General features: G+C 57.8%; 15 protein-coding genes. 6 read left to right on the top strand and 9 right to left on the bottom strand.

All coding sequences use genetic code 11. The features are described 5' to 3' along the window. The first annotated feature begins 283 nt into the window (after positions 1-283). Positions 284-1,246 carry a sugar-binding transcriptional regulator gene (locus ACFX4O_RS03085; RefSeq protein ID WP_131406182.1) on the top strand — a complete coding sequence of 321 codons (963 nt, stop codon included), beginning with the start codon at positions 284-286 and terminating at the stop codon, positions 1,244-1,246. 221 nt (positions 1,247-1,467) lie between these two features. Beyond that, entirely contained in the window at positions 1,468-3,150 is a 1,683-nt protein-coding gene (locus ACFX4O_RS03080) for a methyl-accepting chemotaxis protein (RefSeq protein ID WP_131406183.1), read from the top strand. 69 nt (positions 3,151-3,219) lie between these two features. On the opposite strand, the gene ACFX4O_RS03075 is transcribed toward ACFX4O_RS03080, so the two are convergent. The 5 genes from ACFX4O_RS03075 to ACFX4O_RS03055 form a co-directional block, all read right to left on the bottom strand. Further along, positions 3,220-4,308, bottom strand: coding sequence for an ABC transporter permease (locus tag ACFX4O_RS03075; protein ID WP_131406184.1), 1,089 nt, complete (start codon positions 4,306-4,308; stop codon positions 3,220-3,222). A 1-nt stretch (position 4,309) separates the two neighbouring features. Continuing rightward, positions 4,310-5,836 (bottom strand): sugar ABC transporter ATP-binding protein, encoded by a 1,527-nt coding sequence (locus ACFX4O_RS03070; RefSeq protein WP_170312040.1) that lies wholly within the window; start codon positions 5,834-5,836, stop codon positions 4,310-4,312. Next, positions 5,836-6,444, bottom strand: coding sequence for a DUF2291 family protein (locus ACFX4O_RS03065; RefSeq protein WP_380207185.1), 609 nt, complete (start codon positions 6,442-6,444; stop codon positions 5,836-5,838). Before ACFX4O_RS03065 ends, ACFX4O_RS03070 begins: the two co-directional genes overlap by 1 nt. A 12-nt stretch (positions 6,445-6,456) precedes the next feature. Continuing rightward, the gene (locus ACFX4O_RS03060; protein ID WP_131406186.1) at positions 6,457-7,398 is read right to left on the bottom strand and encodes a D-ribose ABC transporter substrate-binding protein; all 942 of its coding nucleotides are present in this window, start codon (positions 7,396-7,398) and stop codon (positions 6,457-6,459) included. Between the two features lie 254 nt (positions 7,399-7,652). Continuing rightward, entirely contained in the window at positions 7,653-9,926 is a 2,274-nt protein-coding gene (locus ACFX4O_RS03055; protein WP_380207183.1) for a TonB-dependent siderophore receptor, read from the bottom strand. A 254-nt stretch (positions 9,927-10,180) separates the two neighbouring features. Between ACFX4O_RS03055 and fes the strand changes: the two genes are divergently transcribed. The 3 genes from fes to entF are packed head-to-tail and all read left to right on the top strand — an operon-like array spanning position 10,181 to position 15,522. Next, positions 10,181-11,392, top strand: a complete 1,212-nt coding sequence (gene fes, locus ACFX4O_RS03050; RefSeq protein WP_380207181.1) for an enterochelin esterase — start codon at positions 10,181-10,183, stop codon at positions 11,390-11,392. 28 nt (positions 11,393-11,420) lie between these two features. Continuing rightward, positions 11,421-11,624: an MbtH family protein gene (locus ACFX4O_RS03045; RefSeq protein WP_380207179.1), complete on the top strand. Its 204-nt coding sequence runs from the start codon at positions 11,421-11,423 to the stop codon at positions 11,622-11,624. Between the two features lie 10 nt (positions 11,625-11,634). Further along, positions 11,635-15,522 (top strand): enterobactin non-ribosomal peptide synthetase EntF, encoded by a 3,888-nt coding sequence (gene entF, locus ACFX4O_RS03040; protein WP_380207177.1) that lies wholly within the window; start codon positions 11,635-11,637, stop codon positions 15,520-15,522. Positions 15,523-15,618: 96 nt separating this feature from the next. On the opposite strand, the gene fepC is transcribed toward entF, so the two are convergent. Genes fepC through fepD form a run of 3 tightly spaced genes read right to left on the bottom strand, consistent with a single transcriptional unit; the run spans position 15,619 to position 18,409 of the window. Further along, positions 15,619-16,419, bottom strand: coding sequence for an iron-enterobactin ABC transporter ATP-binding protein (fepC, locus tag ACFX4O_RS03035; protein ID WP_380207175.1), 801 nt, complete (start codon positions 16,417-16,419; stop codon positions 15,619-15,621). After that, positions 16,416-17,408 (bottom strand): iron-enterobactin ABC transporter permease, encoded by a 993-nt coding sequence (fepG, locus tag ACFX4O_RS03030; protein ID WP_380207173.1) that lies wholly within the window; start codon positions 17,406-17,408, stop codon positions 16,416-16,418. The genes fepC and fepG overlap by 4 nt, the downstream gene beginning before the upstream one ends. Further along, positions 17,405-18,409, bottom strand: coding sequence for a Fe(3+)-siderophore ABC transporter permease (fepD, locus tag ACFX4O_RS03025; RefSeq protein ID WP_380207171.1), 1,005 nt, complete (start codon positions 18,407-18,409; stop codon positions 17,405-17,407). The genes fepG and fepD overlap by 4 nt, the downstream gene beginning before the upstream one ends. Positions 18,410-18,521: 112 nt before the next feature. On the opposite strand from fepD, the gene entS reads away from it, so the two are divergent. Beyond that, complete coding sequence (entS, locus tag ACFX4O_RS03020) at positions 18,522-19,763, top strand: enterobactin transporter EntS (protein ID WP_380207169.1); 1,242 nt, start codon at positions 18,522-18,524, stop codon at positions 19,761-19,763. Here entS and fepB read toward each other — a convergent pair whose 3' ends face one another. Continuing rightward, positions 19,764-20,723 carry a Fe2+-enterobactin ABC transporter substrate-binding protein gene (gene fepB / locus ACFX4O_RS03015; RefSeq protein ID WP_380207167.1) on the bottom strand — a complete coding sequence of 320 codons (960 nt, stop codon included), beginning with the start codon at positions 20,721-20,723 and terminating at the stop codon, positions 19,764-19,766. It abuts the gene before it with no gap. Positions 20,724-20,833: the final 110 nt, after the last annotated feature.

The following is a 20,833-nucleotide window of genomic DNA, read 5'->3' as shown; positions in this document are numbered from 1 at the left end:
TAAATATTCAATCAGGGTAAAAAAGTGCAACCCATCGGCGTTCACTCACTGTTCTGGCAAGGTTTTACGCTGGATTTAGTGTTGCTTGGAATATATATTCACTACTGATTTATTATTCATGATTAAAGATATGCCTTGTGCCGGGGTTTGTCTACGCTCTGTACAGGCAATTTTGGAAGAAAGGAGAAAAGGATCACATTTGGATCGTCGGCCAGGGTAAACGCTGGCTTGTTATCTATTCAATGATGCATAAAAATACCAGTAACAGATTAAGGGGATGCGCATGTCGAAGCAGGATGAACAGCGGTTACTGGTGAAGATCGCCACGCTTTATTACAACGAAAACAAAAAACAGTCTGAAATTGCCACCTTGCTCCACCTCTCGCAATCATTTGTCTCGCGGGCATTAACGCGTTGCCAGAAAGAGGGGCTGGTCAAAATTACCGTTGTGCAGCCAACCAATATTTTCGTCGCGCTGGAAAAAGCCATTGAGCAGCAGTATGGCATTCGCCAGGCGGTGGTGGTGGATATCGGCGAAAATGCCGGTAACGCGCAGATTAAGCACGCCATTGGCAGCGCGGCCGCGCACTATGTCGAAACGCGTTTGCGCCCGGAAGACCTGGTCGGCATCTCGTCCTGGAGCAGCACCATTCGCTGCATGGTGGATGAGTTGCACCCGCAGAGTATTCGCGCCGCAGGCGTGATTCAGTTGTTGGGCGGTGTGGGGCCGAACGGTAACGTCCAGGCGACCATTTTAACGCAGCAACTGGCGGCGCATTTGGGCTGCCCGTCATGGCTGTTGCCATCGCAAAGTATTGAACACTCGGTTGAAGAGCGCGCGCGGCTGGTCAACAGCCCGGATGTCGCTGCGGTAGTGGCGAAATTCGCCGAAGTGGATGTGGCGATTGTCGGTATCGGCGAGCTGGAACCGTCGCAGTTGCTGAAAAACTCCGGTAACTACTACAACGAGGATATGCTCCAACTGCTGGCGGAACGCGGCGCGGTGGGCGATATCTGCCTGCATTATTATGACGCGGCGGGCAAACCGGTACTCAGCCAGGATGAAGATCCGGTGATTGGTATGGAGCTTGATCAGATCCGCGCCTGTCCGCATGTGATTGCGCTGGCGGGCGGGGTGGAAAAACGCAACGCCATTCGCGGTGCATTGCAGGGCAATTATATCGATGTGCTGATCACCGATTACCCCACCGCTCGCAGTCTGGTGAAAGACATTCCGGCGGAATGAATTAACCCCCTCACGTTAACATCTGCCGCGCTGACAAGTATTCAGTTGCGGCAGAAAAGTTAAGCACTAGTACAATATTTGTTATCACCATTTCAATGCAAAGGTTATTGCCTTACTTCTTTTTGTTCTTAATTAACCCCGACACTTAGCCGATGGAGTGTTAGACAGTGATATTACCGTTGTCTGAATATTGTATTTCATAACTATTTACCGGGGTTTTTATGCACTTTATTCGAAATTTAAAAATCAAGGTCGCGATGCTGGCGATTTTGGTGATCTTTACTCTTCTCTGGGGCGGAGTCTCGTTTTTTTCACTGCACGCGTTAAGCGGCCTGACCGAGGAAGTGGAACTTACCAACGTGCAGCAGGTTAACGGCGACATCATTAATAACGCCAGCGATCGCTATTACCAGGTCAAGTTGCTGATGGATCGCGCACTGGTTTTCCAGGCCAACAACGATACGCAAAACTACCAACAAACCCTCGAACGTATCGGCAAAGATATCGATTTTCTGCAAAGTGGTCTTAATCAATTCAAAGTCACCGACCATGCAAACATCAGCACCAACTCGACAGACAATATCTATAACAGCTCGCTGACGCTATTTAACCAGGCGATTACGCCGATGTTCGCGGCAGTCAAAGCCAATAACGTCGAGAGTTACAACCAACTGTCGAAGGCGCAATTTAGCCCGCTGCGCAGCGGTTTTTCGCAGGCGATCGTGGCATATAACCAGGAAATTCATGACCTGAAATCTGCCGCTAACACGCGTATTGCCAACTGGGTTTCCCTGACGCGCACCATCATTATTGTTGCCATGATTATTGGCCTGGCGATGCTGGTGATGTCGGAGCGTTACCTGGCGCTGTGCCTGGCACGCCCGCTGGAATGGGTGAAACAGCACTTGCAGGTGCTGTCGGTCGGTAAGCTGGATAAGCCGACAAAAAATCTCGGTAACAACGAAGTGGGGCAGTTGATCCCCTACCTTGAAACCATGCAGAACAACTGGGTGCAAACCGTCACGCAGATCCGCAACAGCGCCGGAGAAATTTACCAGGGGGCGAGCGAAATTGCGTCCGGTAACACCGATCTCTCCTCACGCACGGAAGAGCAGGCCGCCGCGCTGACGCAAACCGCCGCCAGCATGGAAGAGCTGAGCGCGGTGGTCAAACAGAACGCCGACAATGCCAGCGAAGCAAGCTCGCTTGCAAAAACGGCGTCAGCCGCGGTGAATAAAGGCGAAGAGCGCGTGCAGGCGGTGATTGCCAGCATGAAAAACATCACCAGCAGTTCGCAGAAAATCACCGACATCATTAACGTTATCGACAGTATCGCCTTCCAGACCAATATCCTGGCGCTCAACGCGGCCGTAGAAGCGGCGCGTGCCGGTGAGCAAGGCCGTGGTTTCGCGGTCGTCGCCAGCGAAGTGCGCAACCTGGCGCAGCGCAGCGCCGGTGCAGCAAAAGAGATCAAAACGCTGATCGATGAGTCGGTAACGAACGTCAACAACGGTTTCGACCAGGTGACGCTGACCGGCGAATCGATGGATAACATCCTGCGTTCAGTCACCAGCGTGACGGATATTATGGGCGAGATCGCTTCGGCTTCTATCGAGCAGAGCAAAGGGATTGGTCAGGTTGGCACGGCGATTTCACAGATGGACAGCGTCACGCAACAGAACGCCGCGCTGGTGGAAGAGTCTTCCGCCACCTCCGGTTCGCTGGAGCAGCAGGCCTTCCAGTTAACCGAGATTGTTTCGGTGTTTAAACTACCGGGCGATGCCGCTCAGCCGGGTAATGCCAGCAAACCGACAGCAAATGCGCCAAAGGCAGGGAGCGCGTTGCGCCGTCCGGCACTGGCAGGTGCCAGCAAAGCGCCGGAAAACGACTGGGAAGCGTTCTGATAAAAAAAGGCCCGGATGCACAATCCGGGCGACACAAAAGACCCGGCAAATTCGCCGGGTAAGCTGGTTCTATTTCCCTTCCATCACCGCTTTTTGCGCTACGACCGCCGCTTTCTGCTGCATACGGTTTTGCATCTGATCGATGATCACCGCCACGATGATCACAATGCCTTTAATCACCATCTGCCAGAACTCACTGACCCCCATCATCACCAACCCGTCGGCGAGAAAGCCAATTACGAAAGCGCCAATCAGCGTGCCAAGCACCGTACCGCGGCCACCGGCTAGCGAGGTTCCGCCCAGCACCACGGCGGCAATGGCATTCATTTCAAACGCTGTACCGTTCGCCGGATGGCTGGCCAGCAGTTGCGCGGAGACAATGATCCCCGCCAGCGCGGCGCACAGGCCGGAAATGGTGTAGACCCAGATTTTCACCTGTTTCACCCGCACGCCGGAAAGCTCGGCGGCGCGTTCGTTATCGCCAATGGCGTAAACATGGCGGCCAAACGGCAGACGGCGGGCGATATAGGCAATCACCGCTGCCAGCACAATCATCAGCCAGATGGCCCACGGAATACCCAGCAGCGTGCCTGCGCCAATCTCATCGAAACCGGTGTTGCCAAGCAGCGGATTGCCGGAAAGACCGGGGAACGTCTGCCCGTCGGACGTCAGCATTGCCGCGCCGCGCAGCACATACATGGTGCCAAGCGTGCAGATAAACGGCGCGACATTATACCGGGTGATGATCCAGCCATTCACCGCGCCGATTAGCCCGCCAATCAACAGCACCAGCGGCACAATCACCCAAACGCTGGGGAAAATGGCGATGCCCAACATCGGCAACACAATGCCTTTGGTGATCATCCAGCCGGCAATCATGCCGCACAGCCCGAGCGTTGCGCCAATCGACAAGTCGATGCCGGCGGTAATAATGACAAACGTGATGCCGAGCGCCAGAAAAGCGTTGATGGCAATATGTTTAATCATAATCAGCAGGCTGCCGGTGGAGAGAAAACCCGGCACGGTGGCGGTAAAGAAGCCGACAATCAGGAACAGCGCGATAAAGGTACGCAACTTCAGCAGCAACAGAAGAATGCTTTCACGCGATAGCGACGCGCCTGCGCGCGGCGTCATCGCCACAGATTGTGTTGTTTTCATATCAGAACCCCTGAGCACTGGCTGTTACCAGCGCCGATTCCTCGGCACGGTCGCGTGCAATATCGGCGGTCAGTTTGCCGCCGGACATCACCATAATGCGGTCAGACACCGCCATGATTTCTTTCAGATCGGACGTGGAAAACACGACCGCAATGCCTTGTTCGGAAAGCTGCACCATCATGCGGAACACATCCGCTTTTGCGCCAACATCAATGCCGCGCGTTGGCTCATCAAGGAACAGCACTTTCGGGTTGGTCAGCAGCGAACGGCCAATCACCACTTTCTGCTGGTTGCCGCCGCTCAGTGCCTGAATTTCCACCTCCGGCGAGGAGACTTTGATCGACAAATTACCAATGGTGGCGGCGACGACTTCCGCTTCCTGTTTGCTGGCAATGGTCAAACCGCGCTGCAACCGCCGCCACAAGCTGGCGATCGTCAGGTTGGTCGCCACCGACGAGATCGGGAAAATGCCGGTGCGTTTGCGATCTTCGGGGACAAGGCTCATCCCCATGCGAATACGCTCAGCGGGCGTTAACCGTTGCGGCACAGGTTTGCTGTCGAGCCACAATTTGCCGAGGTAATTGCGCTCCGTACCGAGCATGCAGCCGAACAACTCAGTGCGCCCGGCGCCCATCAAACCGTAAATACCGACAATCTCCCCGGCATGCACTTTGAAGCTGACATCGTTTACCGTCGCCACGCCGCTGGCGTTGACGCAGGTGATATGTTCCGCTTCCAGCACCGGTGCTCCAAAGGTGCGCCCCGGCGAGAGAAAGGTGCTCACCGGATCGCTGCCGAGCATTTCGCGTACAATCCACGGCACGTCGATATCAGACACTTTCGCTTCGGCCTGGAATTTGCCATCGCGCAGGATAGTAATGACATCGCCAATCGCCATCAGCTCTTCCAGCCGGTGCGAAATATAGATAATCGACACGCCCTGGCGGGTGAGTTCGCGAATAACGCGAAACAGGATTTCCACTTCGGTTTTACTCAGCGCCGAAGTCGGTTCGTCGAGGATCAAAATATCTGCGTCCTCCGCCAGCGCTTTGGCAATCTCCACCAGTTGTTGCTGGCCGACTTTTAAGTTGCCAACCAGCTCGCGCGGCGAGATGGGCTGATCGAGGCGTTTGAGCAGCTCGGCGGTGCGCTTTTCCTGCTCGGCTTCGTTAATTGGCGTTACCCCTTTTTGCAGCTCGCGGCCTAAAAAGATGTTCTCAGCGACATTGAGGTTTTCGAACAGATTCAGCTCCTGGTGCACCATGCCAATCCCGTGCGCGGCGGCGGCGCGGGTATCGGCGAGGTGCACTTTTTCGCCGTTCAGTTCGATATCGCCTAGGCTCGGTTGCTGCACCCCGGCGAGGATTTTCATCAGCGTCGATTTCCCGGCGCCGTTTTCACCGATAATCACATTCACTTTGCCGCGCCAGACGTTGTAGTCCACGCTGTCCAGCGCCACGGTGCCGGGAAACAGCATCGAGACGCCTTTGGTGCGCAGAATGATTTCATCCCCAGGTGCGTCACTCATTATTGTGCCTCCTGTTTCAGCTCCAGGGCGACGGCGTCCTCTGCTTTGCCACCGTTTAGCGTCACCGCCATCAGCACGGTGACCGGTTTTCCGGCCCAGCTGGCGTCGATTTTCGGCAGATGTTTTACCGCTTCGCGGTTGTAAGCGCGGGAGAGCTGCGCAAACTGCACCTGGTTGGTGAAGTCCTCAAATTTAAACCCGGTTGCGTCACGAATCGCATTGCCGCGCACCACCGGACCGGTCTGAATCTCCAGCAACTGTCCGTTTACGCTCACCACCAGTTGTTGCTCCCGTTCGTTGCGGGAATCGATCCGCTCGACCTGGCTTGTTAGCCGGACAAAAACGCTTTGCGGTGGGGTAGCAGGGGTTTTCATCTGCGCGACGAGTGCGGTGCTGTCCAGCGCATGTTGGTGGGCGGCATCAATCACGCGTGCCTGCCAGGTTTGCTGCGCGATCTGCTGTGGCGTCTGGTTGTCGAAGCTGGCTTTCGCGTTCGGGTCGGCAGGCAGAATCGGCTTACCGTTTTCATCCAGATCCACCACGGTGCAGGCCGTGAGCAACAGGGCGGCGCACCCTGTTAGTAACGCGCCCCATTGTGTTAACGACATATCGCCTCCGCGCTACTTGCTGAGGTTGAACATTTTCAGTTTGCTGGCATTGCCGTCATCGATCAGCACGCAATCCATCAGCTGTTTTTCATCCTTTTGCGCTTTGCCGGTTTGCAGGAAGTGATCCGCCTGTTCTACGGCCATCTGCGCCTGTTGCCAGCCCGGCTGCAGCACCGTGGCTTTGATATTGCCTTTGTTGATGATCGAGTCACGCACGTAATCGCTCCCGTCAAAGCCGACCACGATAACGTTGGTTTTCCCGGCGGCTTTCAGCGCGGCTTCCGCGCCGAGTGCCATGGTGTCGTTACCGGATATCACGCCAACAATGTCCGGGTTGGTTTGCAAAATGGCCTCCATACGCGTGAAGGCTTCGGTCTGGCTCCAGTTGGCGGTCTGCTGTGCCACCATCTTCATGTCCGGGTAGTCGTCCAGCACATCGTGGTAGCCCTGCGAGCGCACGCTGGCGTTGGTGTCGGACTGGCGGCCAAGTAACTCCACGTATTTGCCTTTGCCGTTAAGCAACTTGGCGAATTTCTCTGCGCCGAGCTGTGCGCCCTGGTAGTTGTTGGAGACGATCTGCGCCACGGCGATGCCGGTTTTGTTAATTTCCCGGTCTATCAGAAAAGCCGGTACGCCTGCGGCCTTGGCTTTTTCCAGCGGGCCAACGGTGGCGTCTGCGCCGGCGTTATCCAAAATGATCACTTTCGCTTTACGGGCAATCGCCGTTTCAATCAGCTGGTTTTGTTTGTTCACGTCATCGTCATGTGAAGCGACAAGCGTGGTGTAGCCCAATTCTTTGGCTTTAGCGGCTGCGCCATCGGCTTCTGCTTTAAAGAATGGGTTATCGTGTGAAGGAGTAATAATCGCGATCAGGCCTTTATCTGCGGCGAAAAGCGAGCCGGAAGCGGCGATCATCGAAGCCAGTACAGCAGATTTCAGTAGGGTTTTGTTCATCTTTTTCTCCACATTGAATATATATTCAATAATGATTTATTATTCAATGTAACGATAATTCGGCGACGGCGAACTGTCTACGCTTTGCGCAGCTAATTTCTTAAAAGGAGAAAAGGATCACGATCCGCGCACTAAATGGACTGTCGACATCTGCGCTTCTGCCGGTTATTCCGCGAGGGGAAAAGGGATGTGGAAGAACCCTCTCCCCGTCAGGAAGAGGGGGATCTTCCGTCGTAGGAGAGGGGAGGTCGTACTTAGAAGCGGGTATTCACGCCCATATACCAGGTGCGGCCTGACTCGTTATACGTTGCAGCACCTGCGCCGTACATCCAGTTTGCGCCGCCGCCGGTTGACTGAGCGTTACCTTCACGCCAGTGACGTTTGTCAAACACGTTGCTGACACCGCCCGTCAGGCTGACGTTTTTGGTCACGTCCCAGGTGCCGCTCAGGCCAACGATGCTGTACGGGCTCACTTCGTTGGTGGCGGAACCGGTCACGCGGTTACCTTTGTAGTCATATTTTTTCGGCTGCTGTTTACCGTACCAGGTAAAGGTGGATTGCAGCGAAACATCCTGAGCAACCTGCCAGCTCAGCGTGGAGTTCCAGGTGTATTCAGGAATGATCGACAGACGTTCGCCGGTGGTTTTGTTTTTGCTTTGCAGCATGTAGGTGACATTGTTGGTCCAGTTTACCGTCTCGCTTACCGGCACATTCAACGCACCTTCCAGACCTTCCACCACGGCTTTAGGCACGTTATCCCACTGGTAGATATAGGTATTCAGGTTTGAGCTGCCGCTCTTGATGGAGGTTTGCCCAACAGGTGAGTAGCCAGATTCAATCTTGTTGCGGTAGTCGTTACGGAACCAGGTAACCCCTGCCAGCCAGCCGTCGTGTTTGAACTCCAGACCAATCTCTTTGTTGATGCTGGTTTCCGCTTTCAGGTCATCATTACCTTGAAGATAACAACCGATATCTCTGCCGTTCGCATCCACGGTAACCGCGTAGCAACCCTGGCCACGGCTGTAGAGAATGTAGTTCGGGTTGGTCTGGTACAGGCTCGGTGCTTTGTAAGCGCGGGCGATCCCCATTTTCAGCGTGAAGTCGTCGCCTAAGCCCTGAGACAAGTTCAGTGACGGGCTCCAGTTATTCCCGACGATTGTGTGGTGGTCAAAGCGCAGTGCCGGGGTGAGCATGGTGCTGTCGGTTAGCTCAATGTTGTCTTCGGCAAACACCGAGAAGATATCCGCATCGGAATAGGGGCTACGGCCGGTGCTGCTGTAACCCGGAATATTGCCGCCCATAAAGGTCTGCGTATTCGAGGTGGAATCTTTCATGCTCTGGTGATCCCACTCAGCGCCGAGCGTCAGGTTCTGCTTGAACAGCAACTCAAACGGCATGCTCGCTTCGCTGTGCAGCAGCAGATCGCTGTAGTCAATGTCGGAGAATTTTTGCGCGTTAAACAGGCCTTCCGTGCCGCCCGCCAGACCTTCAGGAATGCGCGAGTTACGGGTGTGTTCATAACGCACCCAGTTATTGGTGGTGACGCCGTTATCCCAACCGCCGGTCCAGGTTGCTGAGTAATTCTGGCGATAAAGACGGTTGGTCTCTTTGCCATAGTTATCATTGACATAGTTATTGGTGGTGCTGTCGTTGTTGGTGTTCTGCGTATCGCCCGCGTAGAGGTTGCCCTGGCGGCTGTAACCGGCCTGGAACTCCAGCGCTTGCATCGGGGCAAAATCCCAGCGCACGACGCCGGTAATGTCTTTGTTGATCGAACCTTCACGCCCGGCGACAACAGTGTTGGCGTAGGTGCCGGTGCGTTCGGACTGGTGATCTTTGTTGATGTCCTGAGCGTCGGCCTGAGTTTTGGCCAGGTTGCCGTACAGACGGAAGCTGACATCACCGCCGAGCGGGCCGCTCAGGCTGAAGTTGGTGCGTTTGGTTGAACCTTCATCTTTGTGTTCCGGCGCGTTGAAATAGGTGTTCCACGAACCGTGCCATTCGTCAGTATTATCTTTTTTGGTGATGATATTCACCACACCGCCCGCTGCGCCGTTACCGTAACGCGCCGCCGCCGGGCCGCGAATCACTTCAATACGCTCGATCATTTCCGGTGGCACCCAGTTGGTGTCACCACGGCTGTCGCGCTCGCCGCGCCAGCCAAGGCGCACTGAGTTGCGGCTGGTGACCGGTTTGCCATCCACCAGAATCAGGGTGTTTTCCGGGCCCATACCGCGAATGTCGATCTGGCGGTTATTCCCGCGCTGACCGCTGGTGGCGTTACCGGTTAAGTTCACGCCCGGCATGGTACGGATAATTTCAGAGACATCACGGGAAGGCGGGTTCTTACGAATTTCGTCAGCCGTGATAGTTGAAACGCCCGGCGCCTGCAAATTTTGCTGCTCAGCCGTGACGACAATCGTCTCTTCGCTGGAGGCGGCGCGGGTTTCTGCCGCGAACGCTGGCACAGCAACACCGTAGATCCCCAGATTGACCATAATGGCCAAGGTTTTGATTTTGTTATTCATTTTTTACCTGCATTTCGTCGCCGCATCCCCGGCAAGTCCTTTCCCAGGGGGAGAGGAGGCGGCATGATGAAGCCAACACGTAGCGAGGCGCTCAGTCCTGAGAAAATTCGCCCACGGCGGCCATTTTTAAGTGAAAGACGCGCTTCCCACAGCGCGTCAATACGCTATTGCAAATGAAAATAGTTATCAATAATATTATCGATATATTTTGATCTGCAAGCAAAAATTTCCACAGCATATTTGAGGTTAAAGCCGTGACGTCAACAACGGGAAGTGATGCCTGGTGGGAGTCAAAACAGGGACCCGAATGGGTCAAACACGCGCAGGGGAATTATGAGGTCACATTCTGGTGGCGCGATCCTGCCGGAACAGAAGCGACTTCGCGCGTGCGCCGGGTGTGGATCTACATTACCGGCGTGACCGATCATCATCAAAAATCGACGCCGCAATCGCTGACGCGCATTGCCGGAACTGATGTCTGGTGCTGGAAAACCACGCTTGCCGCTAGTTGGCGCGGCAGTTACTGCTTCATTCCTTCGCAAAACAGCGACGATTTTTCCGCCGACGTTTTTACCACGACACAGCCGGATCGCACCGCGCTGCGCGAAGGCTGGCGCAAATTACTGGCGCATGCGATTGCCGACCCGCTCAATCCGCAAAGCTGGCGCGGCGGGCGCGGTCATCCTGTTTCGGCGCTGGAAATGCCCGATGCGCCGTTGCAACCGGGTTGGCGCGAAACGGATACACCGTTCAACGCCCCGCAGCGCCTGCAATGGCACAGCGCGCGCCTGAACAACACGCGCCGCGTCTGGGTTTATACCACCGGCAAAAGCAATAGCTGTGAACGCCCGCTGGCGATCCTGCTCGACGGGCAATTTTGGGCGCAAAGCATGCCGGTATGGCCCGCGCTGGCGGCATTGACCAACGCCGGGCAACTGCCGGACGCGGTTTACGTGCTTATCGACGTGATTGATAACACCCACCGCAGCCAGGAGCTGCCGTGCAATGCCGATTTCTGGCTGGCGGTACAAGACGAGTTATTGCCGCAGGTACGTGTCATCGCGCCGTTCAGCGACAACGCGGATCGCACGGTGGTGGCCGGGCAGAGTTTTGGTGGCCTGTCGTCGCTTTATGCCGCACTTCACTGGCCACAGCGTTTTGGCTGCGTGTTGAGCCAGTCCGGCTCATTCTGGTGGCCACATCGCGGCGGCGAGGGTGACGGTATCATTATCGAAAAACTTAAAAACGGTGAGTTGAATCCGCAGGGCCTGCGCATTGTGCTGGAGGCCGGGGTGCGCGAACCGCTTATTTTTCGCGCCAACGAGGCGCTTTTTCCCCTGTTACAACGCACACAGCAGCCGGTTTTCTGGCGTCAGGTTGACGGCGGACATGATGCGCTTTGCTGGCGCGGCGGGCTGACCTCCGGGCTTATCACCCTCTGGCAGCCGCTTACCCGCGCCCGTTAATCGCGCCTTTCTACGACAGGAGTTTGCTATGGAATTCACCAACCCCTTCGATAACCCGCAAGGGCAATTTTATATTCTGCAAAATACCCAGCGGCAGTTCAGCCTGTGGCCCGCGCAGTGCGCGCTTCCCGCTGGCTGGAACGTGTTGTGCGAGCCGCAACCGCAGGACGACTGTAACGCCTGGCTGGCGGCAAACTGGCAAACCTTAACCCCGGCGCATTATGCGCAATGAGGAGCGGAAAATGACCCGACGTTTATCGCTGGTCGCCGCACAGCCGGGGATCTGGATGGCGGAAAAACTCTCAACCCTGCCCAACGCCTGGAGCGTGGCGCACTATGTTGAACTGAAAGGCGATATTGACGCCGCGCTGCTGGCGCAGGCGATTGTCAGCGGTTTGTCGCAGGCCGATACGCTGCGTATGCGCTTTGAGGAAGAGAACGGTGAAGTGTGGCAGTGGGTCGACGAGGCACATGTTTTTGCCCTGCCGGAGGTCGTCGATCTGCGTGACAACCGCTCCCCACGCGCTGCCGCGTTGCAGGCGATGCAGGCTGACCTGGCGCAAAACTTGCGCGTGGAGAGTGGCAAGCCGCTGGTTTGCCACCTGTTGTTACGCGTGGGAGAACAACATTGGTACTGGTATCAGCGTTATCACCATTTACTGGTTGATGGTTTCAGTTTCCCGGCTATTACCCGCCAGATTGCCGCCATTTACAGCGCGTGGCGGCGCAGTGAAGCAACACCGGCATCGCCGTTTACCCCGTTTGCCGAGGTGGTAGAAGAGTATCAGCGCTACCGCGAAAGCGACGCCTGGCCGCGTGACCGCGCCTTCTGGGCACAACAGCGTAGCGCATTGCCTTCTCCGGTCTCCCTTTCCGACACGCCGTTGCCGGGTCGCGCGGCAACGACCGACATTTTACGCCTCAACGCGGCGATGGATACTGACGCATTCCGCCGCGTAACGCAGGCTTTTAGTCACCATTCGCCCGCCGATCTGGCGCTGGCGCTGGCTGCACTGTGGCTTGGGCGTCTGTGCGGACGCACCGACTATGCCGCCGGGTTTATCTTTATGCGCCGCATGGGCTCAGCAGCGTTAACCGCCACCGGGCCGGTACTCAACGTGCTGCCGCTGGGCATTCATCTGGATGGCACACAAACGCTCTCCGGGCTGGCAACGACGCTTGCAGGCAGCCTGAAAGCGATGCGTCGCCACCAGCGTTATGACGCCGAACAAATTGTGCGCGACGCCGGGCGTGCGGCGGGCGACGAACCGCTGTTCGGTCCGGTGTTTAACGTCAAAATGTTTGATTACCTGCTGGATGTTGACGGCATTAAAGGCACTACGCACACGCTGGCGACCGGGCCGGTTAACGATCTGGAAATCGCCCTGTTCCCGCACGAAGAGGGCGGGTTGTCGCTGGAAGTGCTGGCGAACCGCAGCCGTTATGATGAATCCACATTAAAAACGCACGTCGAGCGCCTGGCGCATCTGCTCAGACAATTTGCCGAAAACCCGCAGTTGCGCTGCGGCGATGCTGAGCTGCTCTTATCGCCCGAAGCGCAACAGCTGGCAGACATTAACGATACCGGCAAGGTGCTGCCGACCACCACGTTAAGCGCGCTGGTTGCTGCGCAGGCGGCGAAAACGCCGGATGCGCCCGCGCTGGCGGATGCGCAGTGGCAATTTAGCTACCGCGAAATGCGCGAGCAGGTTGTGGCGCTGGCGCACCAGCTTCGCCAGCTTGGCGTACAACCCGGTGACAGCGTGGCGGTGGCGCTGCCGCGCTCGGTATTCCTGACGCTGGCGCTGCACGGCATTGTCGAAGCGGGCGCCGCCTGGCTGCCGCTGGATACCGGTTACCCGGATGAGCGGCTGAAAATGATGCTCGACGATGCCAAACCGCGATTGCTGATCACCGCGCAGAATCAACTGGCGCGCTTTAGCGATATTCCCGCGCTTCGCCATTTTTGCTACGAAGCCCCGCTGGAAACCCACGGCAGCGACGCGCTCAATCTGGCACGTGCGGAGCATACCGCGTACATCATTTTCACCTCTGGTTCCACTGGTCGGCCAAAAGGGGTGATGGTCGGGCAAACCGCCATCGTCAACCGACTGCTGTGGATGCAAGAGAGTTATCCGCTCACCGCGCAGGATGTGGTGGCGCAGAAAACGCCGTGCAGTTTTGACGTGTCGGTGTGGGAGTTCTGGTGGCCATTTATCGCGGGCGCAAGGCTGGTGATGGCAGAACCGGACGCACACCGCGATCCGCACGCATTGCAGAAGTTCTTTACCCATTACGGCGTGACCACCACGCACTTTGTGCCGTCGATGTTGGCCGCGTTTGTCGCCTCGCTCACGCCGGAAAGCGCGCAGCGCAGTTGCCACACGCTAAAACAGGTGTTCTGTAGTGGCGAAGCGCTGCCTGCCGATCTGTGTCGCGAATGGCAGCAACTGACTGGCGCGCCGCTGCATAATTTATACGGCCCGACGGAAGCGGCTGTCGACGTAAGCTGGTATCCGGCACATGGTGACGCGCTGGCGGGTGTGCGCGGCAACAGCGTGCCGATTGGTTTCCCGGTATGGAACACCGGGCTGCGTATTCTTGACGCGATGATGCGCCCGGTGCCGCCGGGTGTGGCGGGCGATCTCTACCTCACCGGTATTCAACTGGCGCAGGGTTATTTTGGTCGCCCGGATCTCACCGCCAGCCGCTTTATCGCCGATCCGTTTGCCGCCGGTGAGCGCATGTATCGCACCGGCGATGTCGCGCGTTGGCTGGAAAACGGCGCGGTCGAATACCTCGGGCGCAGCGACGACCAGTTGAAAATTCGCGGTCAGCGCATCGAGTTAGGTGAAATCGACCGTGCCATGCTGGCGTTACCGGACGTGGCTCAAGCGGTGGCGCATGCGTGTGTCCTTAATCAGGCTGCTGCCAGCGGCGGCGATGCGCGCCAGTTAGTTGGTTATGTGGTTTCTGCCTCCGGGCAGACGCTGGATGCGGCGACGCTGCTGGCGCAATTGCGTGAGCTACTGCCGCCGCATATGGTGCCGGTGTTGCTGGTGCAACTGGACGTGCTGCCGCTGAGCGCCAACGGTAAGCTCGACAGAAAAGCGCTGCCGCAGCCGGAACTGGCGGTGCAGCAGGGCGGTCGTCCGCTAAATGCGGGTTTGGAAACGATAGTGGCACAGGCATTTGCCGATTTGCTCGGGTGTGAAGTGAACGACGCACAGGCGGATTTCTTCGCGCTCGGCGGGCATTCGTTGCTGGCAATGCGGCTGGCGGCGCAACTGAGCCGCGAGTGCGAACGGCAGGTTACACCCGGGCAGATCATGGTGGCTTCCACGGTAGAAAAACTCGCCTCGATGCTCGAACAAACACTTTCGGCGGAGCAGGCCGGGCGGCTTGGGCTGGAAACCCTGTTGCCCTTGCGTGTGAGTGACGGACCAACGCTGTTTTGCTTCCATCCGGCGTCCGGTTTCGCCTGGCAGTTTAGCGTGCTGGCACGTTATCTCGCCCCGCGCTGGTCGATCACCGGCATTCAGTCGCCGCGACCGGATGGCCCGTTGCAACTAGCTGCGACGTTAGACGAGGCCTGCGAACAACACCTGGCGACGCTGCTTGCGCAGCAACCGCACGGGCCGTATTACCTGTTGGGATATTCGCTCGGCGGAACGCTGGCGCAAGGCATTGCCGCGCGTCTGCGGCAGCGGGGCGAGGCTGTGGCATTCCTTGGGCTGCTCGATACCTGGCCGCCGGAAACGCAAAACTGGGCAGAGAAAGAGGCTAACGGGCTGGATCCGGCGGTGCTGGCAGAGATCGAACGTGAGCGGCAGGCGTTTCTTGCCGCGCAGCAGGGGCAAGCCTCCGGTGAGTTGTTCTCGGTTATTGAGGGCAATTATGCCGATGCGGTTCGCTTGCTGACCACCGCGCACAGCCTGCCGTTTGACGGCAAAGCCACGCTGTTTGTTGCTGAACGCACACTACCCGCAGGCACCGATCCGCACACTGCCTGGGCACCGTGGGTTCGCGAACTGGAGGTTTACCGTCAGGATTGCGCTCACGTTGAGATCATCTCGCCGCAGGCGTTTGAACGTATTGGACCGGTGCTAAGGGAAATTTTGGGGGAGTAACTGTGGCTCCCAAGCCAGGGGAAAGCACCGCTGCAATCTGGAATCAGGTGGTGCGGTGCTTACCGGGCGATAAACGGATGAAATAGCAACCTTCGGTTATTTGCCGCTACGCCCAAGCGGCACCACCAGCGGTGTATGGGCGATGGGATCGTCGATGATCATGCAGCGCATGCCATACACCGCTTCAATCAGCTCAGCGGTAACAATTTCCTTTGGCGCGCCCTGCGCCACGATTTTACCGTCGCGCAGCGCAATCAGATGTGTGGCGTAGCGGCAAGCCTGGTTCAAATCATGCAGCACTGCCGCCAGCGTGTAACCCTGCTCGCGGTTCAGCTCACTCAACAGTTCCAGCAGGTCAATTTGATAACTGATATCCAGCCAGGTCGTTGGCTCATCAAGCAGCATGATCGCCGTCTCTTGCGCCAGCACCATGGCAATCCATGCCCGCTGGCGTTGCCCGCCGGAGAGCGTATCGACGCTCTGGGTGGCAAGGCTTTCCACCCCGGTTGCTCGCATCGCCCGTTGTACCGCGTCGTTATCCTCTTTGCGCCAGCGGGTGAACAGAGGCTGGTGCGGATAACGCCCGCGCGCGACCAACTCCTGCACGGTGATATCGCCGGGCGTGGTGGCATTTTGCGCCAGTAACCCAATGCGGCGCGCCACCTCTTTGCTGGCATAGCGCTGGATCTGCTCGCCATCAAGATAAACATGTCCGTGCGTGGGCATCATCAGGCGGCTTAGCGTACGCAGCAACGTGGATTTCCCGCAGCCGTTAGGGCCGATAATGGCGGTGAAATGGCCGTCGGGAATCGCTACGCTTAGGCGTTCGGCAACCACTTTTTTGCCGTAGCCAAGGGTGAGCGCTTCGCCGCGCAAACGGGTAGATGAATCAGTCATTTCTTGCGAGACTCCTGAATTAACAAGGCGATAAGGTAAATACCGCCGAGGCTGACGGTCACCACGCCGACCGGCAACTGGTAAGGCGTAAAACCTTGCTGGGCAATCATATCCGCCAGCAGCAACAACACCGCGCCGCACAGCGCGGACTGGGTTAACCCCCAGCGTGCGGTGGCACTGACCCGGCGGACAATATGCGGCGCGACCAGCGCGATAAACGAAATGGGCCCCGCCAACGCCGTTGCCGCGGCGGTGAGGGCGACGGCCACCAGCATGAGCATTAAGCGTGAACGCTCAACGCTGACGCCGAGCGCGCAGGCGCTGTCATCGCCCATTTCCAGCAGCCGCATACGACGTGCCAGCAGAGCGGCAAAAAGAAACATCACCAGCATGATCGGTGCGGAAGGGACGGTTTTCACCCAGGTCAGACCATTGAGCGACCCGGCGTTCCACAGCCCGGCGGAGAGCGCCGTTTCCAGCGAAGCATGCAGCAGCAGCCAGGTGTTAAATGCCACCAGCATCGCGCGCACGCCAATACCAACGATGATCAAGCGGAACGTCTCAATACCGTTGCGCCACGCCAGCAGCCAGACTACCAGCGAGGTCAGCATACCGCCCGCCATCGCCGCCAGTGCGATAGCGGTCAGATGCTGACCAAACAGCACCATCGCCACCAGCACGCCGCTCCATGCGCCAGTGTTGAAGCCCATCACATCCGGGCTGCCGAGCGGGTTACGCATCAGCGACTGGAAAATCGCGCCGCTTACGCCAAGCGATGCGCCCACCAGCAGCGCCATTAGCACGCGCGGCAAGCGCCACTCCATCACCACCAGTTGCATTGCGCGCGGCGCGTCGCCGGTGAGCGCGTCAATGACCTGCGAAAACGCCAGCGTCACCGCGCCGCTACGTAGACTCCAGGTGGCTAAAAGCAACGCGGCGATAACCATGAACAAGCAACTGCCGAGCAGACGGCGGGAAGGAGCCATCATAAGCTGCCTCCGCGCGCGCGGCGCACCAGCACAATCAATACCGGCGCACCGATAAAGGCACTGACCACGGAAACCCGCAATTCACCGGGAACCAGCAGACGACCAATGATATCGGCGAACAACAGCAGGGCAGGGGTGGCAATCAACGTGACCGGCAGCGACCAGCGGTGATCCGCGCCCACCAGCCAGCGCGCCATGTGCGGCATCATCAGGCCGATAAAAGCAATCGGGCCGACAACCGCTGTTGCGCTGCCGCACAGCACCGTAATCACCACTAAACCGAGCAACTGGGTGCGCGCCACGCGGCTGCCGAGTGCCGTGGCGGTGTCGCTGCCGAGGCTCAGGCTGTTAAGCGCGCGGCTCAGCATCAACGCCATGCCCGCAGCCAGCAACACCGGGATCAGGACAATCTTTAGCGTTTGCAGGGTGCGGATATCCAGCGAACCCGCCTGCCAGAAGCGTAACTGGTCATAAACGTCGGCGTTGAGCAACGAAATGCCGCTGGATAACCCTTCCAGCACCGCCGCCAGCGCCACGCCCGCAAGCGTCAGGCGAACCGGGCTGAGCTGCCCGCCGCCCTGGCTGCCGGTAAAGGCGACCAGCAGTGACGCTGCCAGCGCGCCGCAAAACGCCAACAACAGTTGCTCAACAGGCGTGACTGCGCCCAGCAGCGCTGCGCCGAGCACAATGGCGAAACTGGCACCAGCGTTAACGCCGAGCAAGCCCGGATCGGCCAGTGGATTTCGCGTGAGTGTTTGCATTAACGCACCGGCAATGCCTAGCGCGCCGCCCGCGAGTAAACCTGCCAGCGTACGCGGCAAGCGGGCATCTTTGATGATGGTGCAGTCCGCGCTCTGGCAGGCGCCACTCAGTGCGTCTATGACGACCGCGGCGGGCATCGGTTTTGCGCCAACAAACAGGCTGAGTGCAACGGCGACAATAAGCAATATCAATAACCCGGCGAGGGCAACGGGGCGCGCCGGGAAAGCAGAACACGACATAAAACGTCCCAAATTTGATAATGATAGTAATTATCGTTATCGATCTTGTTTTGATATGTTACCATGCGCAGCCTGCGAATGGACATAGAAAGTGTGTATTTAAGGCATTGGAATGAAGCAACAATCCTGGCTGTTGAACCTGAGTCTGCTGCGTACGCATCCGGCTTTTCGCGCGGTATTTCTGGCGCGTTTTATCTCGATTCTCTCGCTGGGTTTATTGGGCGTGGCGGTGCCGGTGCAAATCCAGGCGATGACCCACTCCAGTTGGCAAGTTGGTCTGGCTGTCACGCTGACCGGCAGCGCCATGTTTGTCGGTCTGATGTTTGGCGGGGTTTTGGCGGATCGTTTTGAACGCAAGAAACTGATTCTGCTGGCGCGTTCCACCTGCGGCGTCGGTTTTATCGGCCTGTATCTGAATGCGTTATTGCCGGAGCCTTCGCTGCTGGCGATTTATCTGCTCGGTTTGTGGGATGGCTTTTTCGGCGCGCTGGGCGTGACGGCGCTGTTGGCCGCGACACCGGCGTTGGTCGGGCGTGAAAACCTGATGCATGCCGGCGCGATCACCATGCTGACGGTGCGGCTGGGTTCCGTTATTTCGCCAATGTGCGGCGGTTTGCTGCTGGCGACCGGCGGCGTGGCCTGGAACTACGGGCTGGCGGCGGCGGGCACATTCATCACCTTGCTGCCGCTACTTAGCCTGCCTGCATTACCACCACCGCCACAACCGCGCGAACACCCGCTGAAATCGCTCCTTACCGCCCTGCAATTTTTACTGCATAACCCGTTGATTGGCGGTAGCGCGCTGCTTGGCGGGCTGTTAACGATGGCAAGCGCGGTACGTGTGCTCTACCCGGCACTGGCGATAAGCTGGAATATGTCGGCGGCAGAAATTGGCTTGCTGTATGCCGCACTGCCGCTCGGCGCGGCCATTGGCGCGTTAACCAGCGGCAAGCTGGCGCACAGTGAGCGCCCTGGCGTGATTATGCTGGTCGCGTCCGTTGGCGCGTTTATCGCCATCGGTTTATTCAGCCTGATGCCCGTTTGGGCGCTGGGCGTGCTGTTTCTGGCGCTGTGTGGCTGGCTAACGGCAGTGAGTTCACTGCTGCAATACACGCTGCTGCAAACGCAAACCCCGGAAGCGATGCTCGGGCGAATGAATGGTTTATGGACGGCGCAAAACGTTACCGGTGATGCCATTGGTGCCGCGCTGCTTGGCGCGATGGCATCAATGATGACACCGGTTTCGTCGGCGAGTATCAGCGGTTTTGTACTGGCGATAGTGGGCGTGGTGCTGGTGGTGTTACTCGGCGAGCTGCGGCGTTTTCGTCAGGTGCAGCCCGCCGCCGACGCCTGATTAACCAAACAGCGCCGACAAACGTTGTAACACGCGGGTAGCGCTGTAGTAATCAAGGCGGAACGTTTCCGCGCCCAGCGCGTACACGCGGTGGTTTTGTACCGCAGGCAGGTGCGCTAGCAACGGGTTCTGGCTGAGCGCATCCGCATCTTGCTGGTCACTGGCAAACAGGAACAGCGCTTCGCCATTCAGCCCGGCGGCCAGGTTCTCTCCGCCCAACTGGACGATGTCATGACGTTTACCCTGGCTCTGGCTGGTGTGCAGATTCGCCGGTAACGGGGCGAGGGAGAAGCCCAGTTGCTGCATCAATTTTCCCTGCGCGGACTCTTCGGTCCACAGATTGGCACCGTGCGCCGCCGGGGTATAAACCAGCGCGGAGATCGGCTGCGGCGGCAATTTCATACGCACTTTCACGTCAGCAAGCTGTTGATTGAACTGGCTAATACGCGCTGTCGCCTCTTTCTCGTGACCGGTGATTTCGCCAAGCTGCGTTAACAGCGCCTGCCAGCTTTTGTCGTCGTAGTTGATGACAAACGTCGGGGCGATGGTGGAGAGCTGATCGTACAGCGCCAGGGCCGAGTCGCCGCCGGTGGCGCTGATCAGGATTAAATCCGGCATCTGTGCGGCAACGGCCTCTGCGTTGGGTTCACCGATATAAAGACGTGCGACATTGCGCTGTTTGGCAATGCCTCCCCACTGGCGCAAAAAGCCCTGTTCGTCGGCGAAACGGTTATTCGGCGTGGTCGCGCCGCTGGCGATAACCGGCGCGTCAATCGCCAGCAGCGAACCGGTGAGCGTTACGCTGGTGGAAACAATGCGCAGCGGTTTGCTGGCAAGCGAGTGTGTTCCGTGGCTGTCGGTTATCTGGCGAGGCCAGTCGGCGGCGGTGGCTGAGGTTAGTCCTAAAACAAAAATACTCAAAAACGCTAAGGGCTTACGGCTCCAGAAAGAGAATTTCACTACACGTATCCTGTTTTTGTTGAGGTTAATGCTTCTCATTTTCATCGGTGAATGAAGCAGATGCAAGCATTAGCGCTGCGGGCGAAGAATCTGCTGTTGACAGAGTAGGG

The organism is Kosakonia sp. YIM B13571 (assembly GCF_042788095.1).
Taxonomy (GTDB): Bacteria; Pseudomonadota; Gammaproteobacteria; order Enterobacterales; family Enterobacteriaceae; genus Kosakonia; species Kosakonia quasisacchari.
The sequence above is the reverse complement of the archived record's forward strand: the minus strand, read 5'-3'. Positions and strand labels throughout refer to the sequence as shown.

What these genes read in the sequence shown, in the direction of transcription:
- ACFX4O_RS03085 (WP_131406182.1), top strand. Translation starts at nt 284, where the DNA reads ATGTCGAAGCAGGATGAACAGCGGTTACTGGTGAAGATCGCCACGCTT.
- ACFX4O_RS03080 (WP_131406183.1), top strand. Translation starts at nt 1,468, where the DNA reads ATGCACTTTATTCGAAATTTAAAAATCAAGGTCGCGATGCTGGCGATT.
- ACFX4O_RS03075 (WP_131406184.1), bottom strand. Translation starts at nt 4,308, where the DNA reads ATGAAAACAACACAATCTGTGGCGATGACGCCGCGCGCAGGCGCGTCG.
- ACFX4O_RS03070 (WP_170312040.1), bottom strand. Translation starts at nt 5,836, where the DNA reads ATGAGTGACGCACCTGGGGATGAAATCATTCTGCGCACCAAAGGCGTC.
- ACFX4O_RS03065 (WP_380207185.1), bottom strand. Translation starts at nt 6,444, where the DNA reads ATGTCGTTAACACAATGGGGCGCGTTACTAACAGGGTGCGCCGCCCTG.
- ACFX4O_RS03060 (WP_131406186.1), bottom strand. Translation starts at nt 7,398, where the DNA reads ATGAACAAAACCCTACTGAAATCTGCTGTACTGGCTTCGATGATCGCC.
- ACFX4O_RS03055 (WP_380207183.1), bottom strand. Translation starts at nt 9,926, where the DNA reads ATGAATAACAAAATCAAAACCTTGGCCATTATGGTCAATCTGGGGATC.
- ACFX4O_RS03045 (WP_380207179.1), top strand. Translation starts at nt 11,421, where the DNA reads ATGGAATTCACCAACCCCTTCGATAACCCGCAAGGGCAATTTTATATT.
- entF (WP_380207177.1), top strand. Translation starts at nt 11,635, where the DNA reads ATGACCCGACGTTTATCGCTGGTCGCCGCACAGCCGGGGATCTGGATG.
- fepC (WP_380207175.1), bottom strand. Translation starts at nt 16,419, where the DNA reads ATGACTGATTCATCTACCCGTTTGCGCGGCGAAGCGCTCACCCTTGGC.
- fepG (WP_380207173.1), bottom strand. Translation starts at nt 17,408, where the DNA reads ATGATGGCTCCTTCCCGCCGTCTGCTCGGCAGTTGCTTGTTCATGGTT.
- fepD (WP_380207171.1), bottom strand. Translation starts at nt 18,409, where the DNA reads ATGTCGTGTTCTGCTTTCCCGGCGCGCCCCGTTGCCCTCGCCGGGTTA.
- entS (WP_380207169.1), top strand. Translation starts at nt 18,522, where the DNA reads ATGAAGCAACAATCCTGGCTGTTGAACCTGAGTCTGCTGCGTACGCAT.